The following is a 13,573-nucleotide window of genomic DNA, read 5'->3' on the forward strand; positions in this document are numbered from 1 at the left end:
ACTCTCAGGCTTTCCTCCGGGCAGTTTCCCTTCGGTCTTGCGTTTCCGACTCTATCAGATCCTTTTCCGATCCGATTTCCTCGGTGCTTTCCAGGCTCCCGCTTTTGTTTCGCGGTTTCCCTTTCCGGCGGTTCCGACTTTATCAGAAGTTCTGAGTCGGATTTCCCGCCCCTCCCGGGAGTGGATCCGGGGCGCGCGAGGCGTACCGGGTTCCCGTTCAGGCGGAGCCGTAAACGTACTGGAGCGGGGCTCCTCGATGCAAATCGAGGAGCCCCGCTCCGGGTTCACGCGTACGACGGGTCGTACGTCGCTCAGACCTCCACCACGACCGGGAGGATCATCGGCCTGCGGCGATACGTGTCGGAGACCCACTTGCCCAGGGTGCGGCGGATGAGCTGCTGCAGCTGGTGGGGTTCCACCACGCCGTCCTGAGCCGAGCGTTCCAGGACCTCGGCGATCTTCGGAACGACCTCCGAGAAGACCGAGTCGTCGATGCCCGAACCTCGGGCCTGGATGTGCGGACCGCCGGTGATCTTGCCGGTGGACGAGTCCACGACGACGAAGACCGAGATGATGCCCTCGTCGCCCAGGATCTTCCGGTCCTTCAGGGCCGGCTCGCCGACGTCGCCGACCGAGAGGCCGTCGACGTAGACGTAACCCGCCTGGACCTTGCCGGAGATCTTCGCCTTGCCCTCGACTAGGTCGACGACCACGCCGTCCTCCGCGATGACGATGCGGTCGTGCGGGACGCCGGTCATGGCGCCCAGTTCGGCGTTGGCGCGCAGGTGGCGCCATTCGCCGTGCACCGGCATCAGGTTCTTCGGGCGGCAGATGTTGTAGAAGTACAGGAGCTCGCCGGCCGAGGCGTGGCCGGAGACGTGGACCTTGGCGTTGCCCTTGTGGACCACGTTCGCGCCCCAGCGGGTCAGGCCGTTGATCACGCGGTAGACCGCGTTCTCGTTGCCCGGGATGAGCGACGACGCCAGGATCACCGTGTCGCCCGGAACGATGCGGATCTGGTGGTCGCGGTTGGCCATGCGGGACAGGGCCGCCATCGGTTCGCCCTGGGAGCCCGTGCAGACCAGGACCACCTCGTGGTCCGGGAGGTCGTCGAGGGTCTTGACGTCCACGACCAGGCCCGGCGGGACCTTGAGGTAGCCGAGGTCGCGGGCGATGCCCATGTTGCGGACCATCGAGCGGCCCACGAAGGCGACCCGGCGGCCGTACTCGTGCGCCGTGTCCAGGATCTGCTGGATGCGGTGGATGTGGCTGGCGAAGCTGGCCACGATGATCCGCTTGCGGGCGTTCCCGAAGACCGTGCGCAGGACGTTGGAGATGTCCCGCTCGGGCGCCACGAAACCGGGGACCTCGGCGTTCGTGGAGTCCGAGAGAAGAAGGTCGATGCCTTCCTCGCTCAGCCGTGCGAACGCGTGTAGATCTGTGAGACGGCCGTCCAGCGGGAGCTGGTCCATCTTGAAGTCGCCGGTGTGGACGACCATGCCGGCGGGGGTGCGGATGGCGACCGCGAGCGCGTCCGGGATCGAGTGGTTGACGGCGATGAACTCGCAGTCGAACGGGCCGATGCGCTCTCGGTGTCCCTCCGCCACCTCGAGGGTGTACGGCCGGATCCGGTGCTCCTGGAGCTTGGCCTCGATGAACGCGAGGGTCAGCTTCGAGCCGATCAGCGGGATGTCCGGCTTCTCCCGGAGGAGGTAGGGGACGGCGCCGATGTGGTCCTCGTGGCCATGGGTCAGGACGATGCCCTCGATGTCGTCGAGGCGGTCCCGGATGGACGTGAAGTCCGGCAGGATCAGGTCGATTCCGGGCTGCTCCTCCTCGGGGAAGAGCACTCCGCAGTCGACGATCAGCAGGCGGCCGCCGTACTCGAAGACCGTCATGTTGCGGCCGATTTCGCCGAGGCCGCCCAGCGGGGTGACCCGGAGGCCTCCCGCGGGGAGCGGCGGGGGCGGGGCGAGTTCGGGATGCGGATGACTCAAAAGACTCTCCTCAAACACGCACGCCACGTACCGGTGGGCACGTGGCGCGCGTGACGTTCGTGCGAAAGCAGTTGTCGTTGTGGATTGCAGGCACCGGTGGCCTGCCTATTCAGTTGTGAAGTCTGTTGTCAGAGCTGTACCCCGCCCGCGGCAAGATCGATCTTGAGCTGTTCGATCTCTTCGGGCGAGCACTCGACCATGGGCGAGCGCAGCGGGCCGGCGGGGAGTCCCTGCAGGGCGAGCGCGGCCTTGGTGGTCATGACGCCCTGGGTGCGGAACATGCCGGTGTAGACCGGGAGCAGCTTCTGGTGGATCTCCGTGGCTTTCTGGACGTCGCCCGCGGTGAACGCCTCGACGAGGGCTCGCAGGTCGGGCGTGACCAGGTGGCCGACGACCGAGACGAAGCCGACCGCGCCCACGGAGAGCAGCGGCAGGTTCAGCATGTCGTCGCCGGAGTACCAGGCCAGGCCGGAGCGCGCGATGGCCCAGCTCGCGCGGCCCAGGTCGCCCTTGGCGTCCTTGTTGGCGACGATCCGGGGGTGCTCGGCGAGGCGGACCAGTGTCTCGGTGCTGATCGGGACGCCGCTGCGGCCGGGGATGTCGTAGAGCATGACCGGCAGCTCGGCGGCGTCGGCGACGGCCGTGAAGTGCCGGTAGAGGCCCTCCTGCGGGGGCTTGTTGTAGTACGGGGTGACGACGAGGAGGCCGTGTGCGCCGGTCTTCTCGGCGGCGCGGGCCAGCTCGACGCTGTGGTGGGTGTCGTTGGTGCCGACGCCGGCGACGACGTGGGCGCGGTCTCCGACGGCCTCCAGGACGGCTCGTACCAGGTCCGATTTCTCCGCGTCGCTGGTGGTGGGTGACTCACCGGTGGTGCCGTTGACGACCAGGCCGTCGTTGCCTGCGTCCACCAGGTGGGTGGCGAGCCGCTGTGCGCCGTCGAGGTCGATCGCACCGTCCGCCGTGAACGGCGTGACCATGGCGGTGAGGACCCGCCCGAAGGGGGTCTGCGGAGTGGAGGTCGGAGCCATGGGTAACACGCTACTCGTTGCTCACCGTGGGGTCTTCCCTCGGGGGAGGTGACAAGTCAGGACAAAGATGGAACCCGGCACTGCCTGCTCGGGGGTTCAAGCAGTGCCGGGTCCGTTTGATCAGGCTAGATGAACTTCTCTAAATGCCGCAATACGGACACTTCGCACGGATGATCCGTACATACGTCTCCGTCGCTCTTCTCCGCTTTATTCCCGGGGTTTTCCTGCGATTTTCCGCTACGGGGCGACGCGGCCGTTGGCGTTGAAGGCGGCGTACGTGAGCGGCATCAGCCGGGCCCACTCGGCCTCCATCTTCTCGCCCACCATCTCGATCTCCCGCTGCGGGAAGGAGGGGACCTTCGCCAGCTCGTGCTGGGTGCGCAGGCCGAGGAAGTGCATCAGCGAGCGGGCGTTGCAGGTGGCGTACATCGAGGAGAACAGGCCGACCGGGAGGACCGCGCGGGCGACCTCGCGGGCGACACCCTGCGCGAGCATCTGCTGGTAGTCCGCGTAGGCCCGGCGGTAGGACTCCTCCATGGTGCGGCTCACCAGCTCCTGCTGGTCCTGGGTGCCCTCGACGAAGACGTACTTGCCCGGGCGGCCTTGCTGGACCAGCTTGCGGGACTCGCCGGGGACGTAGAAGACGGGCTGGAGCTCCCGGTAGCGGCCGGACTCCTCGTTGTAGGACCAGCCCACGCGGTGCCGCATGAACTCGCGGAAGACGAAGATCGGGGCGCTGATGAAGAACGTCATCGAGTTGTGCTCGAAGGGGCTGCCGTGCCGGTCCCGCATCAGGTAGTTGATCAGGCCCTTGGAGCGCTCCGGGTCCTTGTCCAACTCGTCCAGGGACTGCTCCCCGACGGTCGACACACGGGCCGCGAACAGCACGTCGGAGTCCGACGCGCTGTGCTTGACCAGCTCGACGGTGACATCGCTGCGGAGATCGATCTTGAACTCGTCGTCGGGGGTGGCGGTCACGATTCGGAGGGTCCTTCCCATCACATCTGGAGTCGGCGCCCACTCTACGGGGCCGCCCCCGGCGCTTCGGAAGTGCCTTGCCGCGGATCGTTTTGAGGTACCAGGCACCTTTTGGGGGACTCGTTCGTCTGTACTGATGACGAGTTGTTCGAGAGGAAAGACATCAGCCATGTTCCGTCGGCGCGAGCCCGTACCCTTCGCCTTCCTCGCCGAGGCCGACCGGTTCCGCAGCAATGTCGCTCCCCCGCCCGCCGAACGGTCCTCCGTGGGTCAGACAGCCGGGCGGGTGCTGTTCGGGCTCACCATCGTGGCCGCGCTGGTGGGGTCCCTGGTCATCGGGATGCCGGCGCTGAGTCTGGACCACTCCTCGCAGGCACAGCAGTCCCAGGCGTCCCAGGGGCGCTGACCTCCATCCGGCCCCCCGATGGTGGTGAGCGGGGACACAGGCGGATAGCCTCACCGGGCACAGCCCACGCATGGACGAGTGAGGACCAGCCGTGCCCCTGCCCTTCCTGACGGCCGACCGCGCATTCGAGGCAGCGGACGAGGTCGCTCTGCCCTTCGACGACCACGAGCGCTGGCGGCGCCCCTACCGGCCCGGGCCCTGGCGGGTCGGGATGGCCGCGTTGACGCTGCTGCTCGCCTCGTACGTGCTGTTCGCGGCCGTCATCATCGCGTTGACCGGATCGGCCTCCGAGGCCGGTGCGGTCTTCGGCTGCTCCCTGCTGGTGATCGCCGGTGCGCTGCGGTTGCTGCGGATGGGTGTGTGGGTGAGCGACCGCGGGCTGCGGCACGTGGGTTTCCTGTTCACCCGCACGCTGCCCTGGGAGCGCGTCGTGGCGGTGCGGACCGCGCAGCAGCCGGTGCGCTGGCTGGGCCTGCCGCGGACCGTTCAGGGGCAGGCCCTGACCGTCGTGCGCCGGGACCGGCCCGCGGGTGAGGCCGCGCCGTTGCTGACCACGCACGGGGCGGACTTCCTGGCGCGTGCCGAGGCGTTCGACCGGGCGGCGGACGCGATCGAGGCGTGGGCCGCGGAGAACCGGCGCGGCTGATCCCGCGAACGAACGAAGGAGGGGCCGGTCCGCAGTCGCTGCGGGCCGGCCCCTTCGGTGTCGGTGTCCCGTACGGGTGCAGGTACGCGTACGGGTACGGCTCAGACGGCCTCGACCGGCTTGCCGTCGTGCAGGCCGATCGCCCGTTGCATCGCCTTGCGGGCCCTCGGCGTGTCGCGGGCGTCGTGGTAGGCGACGGCGAGGCGGAACCAGGTACGCCAGTCCTCGGGGGCCGCCTCGGTCTCGGCCTTGCGCAGGGCGAAGACCTCGTCGGCCGAATCGCGGTCGACGCGGCCGCCCGGGGTGCGCTTCAGCTCGTCGACGGGCAGGCCGCCCTCGGCGTCGAGTTCGGCGGCGAGGGCGTTGGCCTTGCGGACGAACTGGGTGTTCTTCCACAGGAACCAGACGCCGATGACCGGCAGGATCAGCACCGCCACGCCGAAGGTGACGGTCAGGAGCGTGCCGGCCTGGATGAGCATGACGCCGCGGCTGCCGACCAGGACGAAGTAGAAGACCAGGACGGCGGCCGTTATGGCGTAGGAGAGCTTGGCTCGCATGTCGGAATCAGCCTCGGACTCGGATCTGCCTCGGCCTCAGCCGAGGTCCAGGAAGTTTTCCAGGCCGAAGGTGAGACCGGGCGTCGACACCACCCGGCGGGCGCCCAGCAGGATGCCCGGCATGAAGCTGCTGTGGTGCAGCGAGTCGTGGCGGACCGTGAGGGTCTCGCCCTCGCCGCCCAGCAGCACCTCCTGGTGGGCCAGCAGGCCGCGCAGACGGACGGCGTGGACCGGGATGCCGTCGACGCTGGCACCCCGCGCGCCGTCCAGGGCCGTCGCCGTGGCGTCCGGAGCCGGGGCCGTGCCCGCCTCGCGACGGGCCTGGGCGATGAGCTGGGCGGTGCGCGTGGCGGTGCCGGACGGGGCGTCCACCTTGTTCGGGTGGTGGAGTTCGACGACCTCGACCGACTCGAAGTACGGCGCGGCGATCTGCGCGAACTTCATGGTGAGGACGGCGCCGATGGAGAAGTTGGGCGCGATGAGCACGCCCGTCTCCGGGGACGCGGCCAGCCAGCCCGTCAGCTGCGCGAGGCGCTCGTCGGTCCAGCCCGTCGTGCCGACCACGCAGTGGATGCCGTGCCGTACGCAGAACTCGAGGTTGTCCATGACCGAGGCGGGGGTGGTCAGCTCGACGGCGACCTGGGCGCCGGTCTCCGTGAGCGTCTCGAGCTTGTCGCCGCGGCCGAGGGCGGCCACCAGCTCCAGGTCCTCGGCGGCCTCGACCGCCCGTACCGCCTCGGAACCGATCCGGCCGTTGGCGCCGAGGACCGCCACGCGCAGCTTGCTCATCGTTCTTGCTTCCTTACGCTTCTCAACGCTTCTCAACGGGGGTGGATCAGGCGACCGCGTCGTTCAGCCGGGCGGCCTGCTTGTCCTTGAGCGGGCCGATGACCGACAGCGACGGACGCCGTCCCAGGATGTCGCGGGCCACCGCACGGACCTCGTCCGGGGTCACCGCCGCTATCCGGGTCAGCATGTCGTCGACCGACATCTGCTCGCCCCAGCACAGTTCGCTCTTGCCGATGCGGTTCATGATCGCGCCGGTGTCCTCCAGGCCGAGGACCGTGGAGCCCCTGAGCTGGCCGATGGCGCGGCCGATCTCGTCGTCGGACAGACCGTTCTCGGCGACCTGGTCGAGTTCGTCGCGGCAGATCTTCAGCACGTCGTGGACCTGCGAGGGCCGGCAGCCGGCGTAGACGCCGAAGAGGCCGCAGTCGGCGAAGCCGGAGGTGTACGAGTACACGCTGTAGGCCAGACCGCGCTTCTCGCGGACCTCCTGGAACAGCCGCGACGACATACCGCCGCCGAGGGCCGTGTTGAGGACGCCCAGCGCCCAGCGGCGCTCGTCCGTGCGGGCCAGGCCGGGCATGCCGAGGACGACGTGCGCCTGTTCCGTCTTGCGGCCGATCAGCTCGACGCGGCCGGCGGTGCGGATCGCGCGTCGGCCGTCGCGGGGGGCGATGGGCGTGGCGTCCGGCTTCTTGAGGGCGCCCGCCTTCTCGAAGGCCGCGCGGACCTGGCGGACGACCGTGTTGTGGTCGATGTTGCCGGCGGCCGCGACCACGAGGTGGGTCGGGTCGTAGTGCCTCTTGTAGAAGCGGCGGATGCGGTCGGCGGTGAGGGCGTTGACCGTGTCGACCGTGCCGAGGACCGGGCGGCCCAGAGGGTTGTCGCCGAACATGGTCTGCGCGAACAGGTCGTGGACGCAGTCGCCGGGGTCGTCCTCGGTCATGGCGATCTCTTCGAGGATCGCGCCGCGCTCGACGTTGACGTCCTCTTCGAGGATGAGCGAGCCCGTGAGCATGTCGCAGACGACGTCGATGGCGAGCGGCAGGTCGGCGTCGAGCACACGCGCGTAGTAGCACGTGTACTCCTTCGCCGTGAAGGCGTTCATCTCGCCGCCGACGGCGTCGATCGCGGAGGAGATGTCCAGCGCGGACCTGCGGGTCGTCCCCTTGAAGAGGAGGTGCTCCAGGTAGTGGGTGGCGCCGTTCAGGGACGGCGTCTCGTCGCGGGAGCCGACGTGCGCCCAGATGCCGAAGGTGGCCGAGCGGACCGACGGGAGGGTCTCGGTGACGATCCGCAGGCCGCCCGGGAGGGTGGTCTTACGGACCGTGCCGATGCCGCCTGCGCCCTTGATCAGGGTTTGGGTACGGGCGACGGCCCGCGCCTCCGAAGAGGTGCGGGCCGTCGCCGTGGGGCTGTTCGATGTCACTGGTCGCCCGCAGCGGAGCTGCCGTCGGCCGCAGCGTCCTTCTTGTCCTCGTCCCCGTCCTCGCCCTCGATCACGGGGATCAGGGAGAGCTTGCCGCGGGAGTCGATCTCGGCGATCTCGACCTGGACCTTGGAGCCCACGCCGAGCACGTCCTCGACGTTCTCCACGCGCTTGCCGCCGGCGAGCTTGCGGATCTGCGAGATGTGCAGCAGACCGTCCTTGCCCGGGAGCAGCGAGACGAACGCGCCGAAGGTGGTCGTCTTGACGACCGTGCCCAGGTAGCGCTCGCCGACCTCCGGCATGGTCGGGTTGGCGATGCCGTTGATCGTGGCGCGGGCGGCCTCGGCCTGCGAGCCGACCTGGGCACCGATGTAGATGGTGCCGTCGTCCTCGATCGTGATCTCGGCGCCGGTGTCCTCCTGGATCTGGTTGATCATCTTGCCCTTCGGGCCGATGACCTCGCCGATCTTGTCCACGGGGATCTTGACGGTGATGATCCGCGGGGCGTTGGGGGACATCTCGTCCGGCGTGTCGATCGCTTCCATCATCACGTCGAGGATGTGGAGGCGGGCGTCGCGGGCCTGCTTGAGGGCCGCGGCCAGGACGGAGGCCGGGATGCCGTCCAGCTTGGTGTCGAGCTGGAGGGCGGTCACGAACTCCTTGGTGCCGGCGACCTTGAAGTCCATGTCGCCGAAGGCGTCCTCCGCACCGAGGATGTCGGTGAGGGCGACGTAGTGCGTCTCGCCGTTGATCTCCTGGGAGATCAGGCCCATGGCGATGCCGGCGACGGGGGCCTTGAGGGGCACACCGGCGTTCAGCAGCGACATGGTGGAGGCGCAGACCGAGCCCATGGACGTCGAGCCGTTGGAGCCGAGGGCCTCGGACACCTGACGGATCGCGTAGGGGAACTCCTCGCGCGTCGGCAGGACCGGCACGATGGCGCGCTCGGCGAGCGCGCCGTGGCCGATCTCGCGGCGCTTCGGGGAGCCGACGCGGCCGGTCTCGCCGACGGAGTACGGCGGGAAGTTGTAGTTGTGCATGTAGCGCTTGCGGGTCACCGGGGAGAGGGTGTCCAGCTGCTGCTCCATGCGGAGCATGTTCAGGGTGGTGACGCCCAGGATCTGGGTCTCGCCACGCTCGAACAGCGCCGAACCGTGCACGCGCGGGATGGCCTCGACCTCGGCGGCGAGCGTACGGATGTCCGTGACGCCACGGCCGTCGATGCGCTTCTTCTCCTTGATCACGCGCTCGCGGACCAGCTGCTTGGTGAGCGAGCGGTACGCGGCGGAGATCTCCTTCTCGCGGCCTTCGAACTCCGGCAGGAGCTTCTCGGCGGCGAGCGTCTTGACGCGGTCCAGCTCGGCCTCGCGGTCCTGCTTGCCCGCGATGGTCAGCGCGGAGGCGAGCTCCGGGCGGACGGCGGCGGACAGCGCCTCCAGGATGTCGTCCTGGTAGTCGAGGAAGACCGGGAACTCGCCGGTCGGCTTCGCGGCCTTGGCGGCGAGGTCGGCCTGGGCCTTGCAGAGGACCTTGATGAAGGGCTTCGCGGCGTCCAGACCGGAGGCGACGACCTCCTCGGTCGGCGCCTCGGCGCCGCCCGCGACCAGCGTGATGGTCTTCTCGGTGGCCTCGGCCTCGACCATCATGATCGCGACGTCGCCGTCCTCCAGGACGCGACCGGCGACGACCATGTCGAAGACGGCGTCCTCGAGCTCGGTGTGCGTCGGGAACGCGACCCACTGGCCGTTGATCAGCGCGACGCGGACGCCGCCGATCGGGCCGGAGAAGGGCAGACCGGCCAGCTGGGTGGACGCGGAGGCGGCGTTGATCGCCACGACGTCGTACAGGTGGTCGGGGTTGAGCGCCATGATCGTGGCGACGACCTGGATCTCGTTGCGCAGGCCCTTCTTGAAGGACGGGCGCAGCGGGCGGTCGATCAGGCGGCAGGTGAGGATCGCGTCCTCGCTCGGCCGGCCCTCACGACGGAAGAAGGAACCGGGGATCTTCCCGGCCGCGTACATGCGCTCCTCGACGTCCACCGTGAGGGGGAAGAAGTCGAGCTGGTCCTTGGGGTTCTTGGAGGCGGTGGTGGCCGACAGCACCATGGTGTCGTCGTCCAGATACGCCACGGCGGAGCCGGCGGCCTGCTTGGCCAGGCGGCCCGTCTCGAAGCGGATGGTGCGGGTGCCGAAGGAACCGTTGTCGATGACGGCCTCGGCGTAGTGGGTCTCGTTCTCCACTAGCGTTTTCTCCTCGTCTTCGTCCCTGGGCTGCCCGTGTGGCAGGGGGACGGTGGCGAAGAAGCGCTCCGTGCGGTGCGGGCCGGTCTTCGATCGAAGCACCCGGGGTTCTCTTTCCCGGGGGCCACTACCGAGGACCGGCGGCGGCTAGGCGCGCTTCTCCTCGTTCGGTGTGCGTGGTGACGTTTACCCGCAGCGAGTACACGTCATCACGCTGTGTCGTACCTATTGCGTTGTGCTACCACACTACAAAGCGTTGCCGACACTCCGCACGTTTCCGCGACCGCGGCAGGCGTGCGGTGGGCCTTGCCAGGGGGCGTGCGGGTGCGTGCAGCCGGGTGCGTGCGGCTGCGTACTTCTGCGTACTTCTCTGCTTACTTCTCTTTGCTTCTCTGTGTACAGCAAAAAGGAGCGGTCCCGATGGTCCCGGGAACCGCTCCCCTCACGGCGTCCTACTTGGCGCCCGCCGCACCGCGGCGGATGCCGAGGCGGTCGACCAGCGCACGGAAGCGCTGGATGTCCTTCTTGGCGAGGTACTGCAGCAGGCGGCGACGCTGACCGACCAGGATCAGCAGACCACGACGGGAGTGGTGGTCGTGCTTGTGCGTCTTGAGGTGCTCGGTCAGGTCCGAGATCCGGCGCGACAGCATGGCGACCTGGACCTCGGGGGAGCCGGTGTCGCCCTCCTTCTGACCGAACTCGGTGATGAGCTGCTTCTTCGTAGCGGCGTCGAGCGGCACGCGTACTCCTCGTAGTCTTTTCATGGCCACCGAGTGCCCCCGGTCTATGTCTCGGGGGAGCTTCCGTTACTCGGGAGGCGGGGTCCGCTGAGCGCGACCTCCAGGGCTTCAGGCAGTGCCTGAGGGTGCTTCCGGGGGTGCGTACACAAACGGCCAAGGGCCAGGGTAGCAGGAGGTGGCGAGCGCCTTCCCCCCAGTTCCCGATCCACCGGGTCGGCCGGGCCTCGGCCACTAGGGTGAACGCTCGGAATCGTTCGTGCAACGTAGGTCGTATGTGTGGAAGGGGTCGCTGCGGCATGACGGAGACGGAAGCGGAGATCAAGGCGCGCAAGGAGCGGGAGCGGGACGAGCTGTACGCGCTCGACATCTCCGGCGTCGAGTGGCGGTCCGCGCCGGGCACGGAGGAGCACGAGGAGCGCGTCGAGATCGCCTCCCTGCCCGAGGGGGCCGTGGCGATGCGGTCGTCGCTCGACCCGGGGACGGTGCTGCGCTACACCGAGGCGGAGTGGCGGGCCTTCGTGCTCGGCGCCCGGGACGGCGAGTTCGACCTGGAGCCGACGGCGGGCAGCGGAGGGGTGGCGGCGGAGTAGCCGCTGCCGCGGGGCCGCGGCGGTTCCCTTCGTTCTTTACGTCGTTCCTTCGTGGTTCCTTCGTCGTTCCTTGCGTCGTTCCTTGTGACGATGTCGTGGAGTCGGGCAATGAGGCGTCGGCCTCGTCGCCCGGCTCTTTCTCTTCTTTTCTCTTCTCTTCTTTTCTTCTTGGCGCGCGGTGAGACCCGGGCTTCTCCCTTCCCCCGCACGGCACTTCGGACGCTATGGCCGTTTTGCGGCTGCTTCCTGGAGTGCGTGACGTGGTGGACTGGTGCCCAGGGGCGGGCGGGCCTGCCGAGGCGGGCCGTCTGGTGATTAGGCTGGTACGGGGCGCGATGCCGGAAACCGTGGGGTGGGCGTCGGCGTCTCCGGGGGAGGGCCTGCATCCGACGACGTCAGACGGCCTCGAACCCACTTCGGACGACAAGTAACGGTCGCTTCGGCACGTATGAGGGTGCTCGACCACACCAGGAGGAATTGTGAGCAGCGATCGGGACGGGATGCGCGGGGGCTGGGCCACGCCCGGCGATGACCAGCCCGACGCGGAGGCCGTCGTCGAGGCGACAGGTGAGTTCACCGTCGACTACGCGCCGCCGGCTTGGTACACGCAGAGCGCGGGCGGCGGTTCGATGCCGGGGGCGGGCGTGGGCACGGGCGCGGGCGCTCCTGGCGCGCCGTTCCCTCCGGCTGCGCCGCCGGTGCCGCCTGCGCCGGGGGTACCGGTCGCTCCGCCTGTGCCGGGCCTGCCTGTGGCTCCGCCCGCGCCGGGCCTGCCGGTTGCTCCCGCTGCCCCGCCGGCGGCATCGGCTGCTCCTGGTGTGCCGGTTGGTGTGCCGGTTGCTCCGGCGGTGCCGGTTGCGCCGCCTGCTCCGGCGGTGCCGGTTGCCCCTGCCGTGCCGGTGACTTCGCCTGCTCCGGCGGTTCCTGGTGTGCCTCCCGTTCCGGGGGCGGTCGCCGTGCCCGATCTTCCGGTGGGCAGCGGGTTCGAACCGCAGCCTCAGCCGCAGCCGCAGCAGTCGGAGGCGCAGTGGGGGCCCTCCGCGGACGCCGAGGACAGCGGCTCCGACAACGGAGACCTGGAGAGCGGTGCCACCATGCGCTTCTCCGCGGCCGCGCTCAAGCAGGAGATCGCGGCGCACGCGGCCGCCACGGCGCAGGCCGGGCCCGAGAAGCCTGCGGAGGCGGACGACGAGGCTGTCGAGCCGGCCGCCGAGACCGTGGATTCCCCGGAGCCCGCGGAGGCCACGACCTCGCCTCCCGTCGAGGACGCGGAGGCAGTCGGCACCGACGCCGACGCCGACGCCGACGCCGACGGTACGGGCGTTGAGGGTGGCCCCGGTCCCGAGGACGTCGTCTCCGAGGCTCCCGTGAGCGAGGAGACCGACGTTCAGGACGCGGCGCCTGCGAGCACCGACGTCGTCCAGGATGCGGTCCCTTCGAGTGACTTCCTGCTCGACGAGCCCTCCGACGCGGTCCCCGCGGCTGCGGCCGAGCCGCAGGACAGCGTGCCCCAGGACGCCGCTCCCACCGGGCAGCCCGTCTGGACTCCCCCGCCGGCCCCGCAGAGCGAACTGCCTCCGCTGCCGCCGTCGTATCAGCCCGCGGCGCCCGCACCGGCGGCACAGTGGCCGGCGCAGCCGCAGCCGTCCGACGCCCCGCCCGCGCCCGCGCCTGCGCCTGTCCAACAGCTGCCCGTACAGCAGCCCGTACAGCCGCAGGCGGCTCCGCCCGCGCCGGTCGGTTGGAACCCGCCGGCCCCGGAGCCCGCCCCGGCCGCACCGCAGCCCGGCTACGGCTTCCCCCAGCCCCCGGCGGCGCCGCAGCCGCCCGCCCCGCAGCCCGGCTACGGCTCCCCGCAGCCCGGCGAGGCCCAGGCGCCCATGCCGCCGGCCGCCCCCGGCGGTTACGGCTTCCCGCAGCAGAACGCCGGCCCGGCAGCACCCCCCGCCGCCGACGCCCAACCCCAACCGGTGCCCCCGGCCCCTCAGCCCGGCGGCTACGCCCTTCCGCAGCCCGGTGACGCCCCGGTGCCCACCCCGCCGACCGCCCCCGGCGGCTACGGATTCCCGCAGCCCGGTGGTGCCCCCGCGCCCGTCCCGCCTGCCGCCCCCGGCGGTGGCTATGGCTTCCCGCAACAGAACGCCGGCCCGGCAGCACCCGCCGCCCCGGACGCCCA

General features: G+C 69.9%; 11 protein-coding genes and 2 pseudogenes. 5 read left to right on the forward strand and 8 right to left on the reverse strand.

Translation table 11 applies throughout. The features are described from left to right. Positions 1 to 311: 311 nt before the first annotated feature. From ACWD4O_RS30175 to thyX, 3 genes are all read right to left on the reverse strand, one after another. Positions 312 to 1,997 (reverse strand): ribonuclease J, encoded by a 1,686-nt coding sequence (locus ACWD4O_RS30175; RefSeq protein ID WP_351913175.1) that lies wholly within the window; start codon positions 1,995 to 1,997, stop codon positions 312 to 314. A 128-nt stretch (positions 1,998 to 2,125) separates the two neighbouring features. Further along, the gene (gene dapA, locus ACWD4O_RS30180) at positions 2,126 to 3,025 is read right to left on the reverse strand and encodes a 4-hydroxy-tetrahydrodipicolinate synthase (protein ID WP_358806422.1); all 900 of its coding nucleotides are present in this window, start codon (positions 3,023 to 3,025) and stop codon (positions 2,126 to 2,128) included. A gap of 237 nt (positions 3,026 to 3,262) precedes the next feature. Then, positions 3,263 to 4,003: an FAD-dependent thymidylate synthase gene (gene thyX, locus ACWD4O_RS30185; RefSeq protein WP_451284647.1), complete on the reverse strand. Its 741-nt coding sequence runs from the start codon at positions 4,001 to 4,003 to the stop codon at positions 3,263 to 3,265. 169 nt (positions 4,004 to 4,172) lie between these two features. On the opposite strand from thyX, the gene ACWD4O_RS30190 reads away from it, so the two are divergent. After that, entirely contained in the window at positions 4,173 to 4,409 is a 237-nt protein-coding gene (locus ACWD4O_RS30190; RefSeq protein ID WP_451284649.1) for a hypothetical protein, read from the forward strand. Between the two features lie 91 nt (positions 4,410 to 4,500). Continuing rightward, positions 4,501 to 5,055 carry a hypothetical protein gene (locus ACWD4O_RS30195; protein WP_451284651.1) on the forward strand — a complete coding sequence of 185 codons (555 nt, stop codon included), beginning with the start codon at positions 4,501 to 4,503 and terminating at the stop codon, positions 5,053 to 5,055. Between the two features lie 101 nt (positions 5,056 to 5,156). Here the strand turns inward: ACWD4O_RS30195 and ACWD4O_RS30200 are convergent, their stop codons facing one another. The 5 genes from ACWD4O_RS30200 to rpsO all read right to left on the reverse strand — a co-directional run bounded on the left by ACWD4O_RS30200 (position 5,157) and on the right by rpsO (position 10,807). Then, positions 5,157 to 5,612 carry a hypothetical protein gene (locus ACWD4O_RS30200; protein ID WP_451284652.1) on the reverse strand — a complete coding sequence of 152 codons (456 nt, stop codon included), beginning with the start codon at positions 5,610 to 5,612 and terminating at the stop codon, positions 5,157 to 5,159. 36 nt (positions 5,613 to 5,648) lie between these two features. Beyond that, complete coding sequence (dapB, locus tag ACWD4O_RS30205; RefSeq protein ID WP_451284654.1) at positions 5,649 to 6,401, reverse strand: 4-hydroxy-tetrahydrodipicolinate reductase; 753 nt, start codon at positions 6,399 to 6,401, stop codon at positions 5,649 to 5,651. 46 nt (positions 6,402 to 6,447) lie between these two features. Further along, a complete protein-coding gene (locus ACWD4O_RS30210; RefSeq protein ID WP_451284656.1) occupies positions 6,448 to 7,827 on the reverse strand; it encodes a M16 family metallopeptidase in 1,380 nt (459 codons plus the stop codon). Further along, positions 7,824 to 10,067, reverse strand: coding sequence for a polyribonucleotide nucleotidyltransferase (locus ACWD4O_RS30215; protein ID WP_451284658.1), 2,244 nt, complete (start codon positions 10,065 to 10,067; stop codon positions 7,824 to 7,826). The genes ACWD4O_RS30210 and ACWD4O_RS30215 overlap by 4 nt, the downstream gene beginning before the upstream one ends. Before the next feature lie 452 nt (positions 10,068 to 10,519). After that, positions 10,520 to 10,807, reverse strand: a complete 288-nt coding sequence (rpsO, locus tag ACWD4O_RS30220) for a 30S ribosomal protein S15 (RefSeq protein ID WP_020128575.1) — start codon at positions 10,805 to 10,807, stop codon at positions 10,520 to 10,522. Between the two features lie 296 nt (positions 10,808 to 11,103). Between rpsO and ACWD4O_RS30225 the strand changes: the two genes are divergently transcribed. The 3 genes and pseudogenes from ACWD4O_RS30225 to ACWD4O_RS30235 all read left to right on the forward strand — a co-directional run. Beyond that, complete coding sequence (locus ACWD4O_RS30225; RefSeq protein ID WP_451284660.1) at positions 11,104 to 11,397, forward strand: DUF397 domain-containing protein; 294 nt, start codon at positions 11,104 to 11,106, stop codon at positions 11,395 to 11,397. Between the two features lie 479 nt (positions 11,398 to 11,876). Beyond that, positions 11,877 to 12,005, forward strand: a pseudogene (locus ACWD4O_RS30230) (SCO5717 family growth-regulating ATPase); the annotation flags it as partial. A 348-nt stretch (positions 12,006 to 12,353) separates the two neighbouring features. Then, positions 12,354 to 13,573, forward strand: a pseudogene (locus ACWD4O_RS30235) (topoisomerase II); the annotation flags it as partial.

The organism is Streptomyces sp. NPDC002623 (assembly GCF_053592635.1).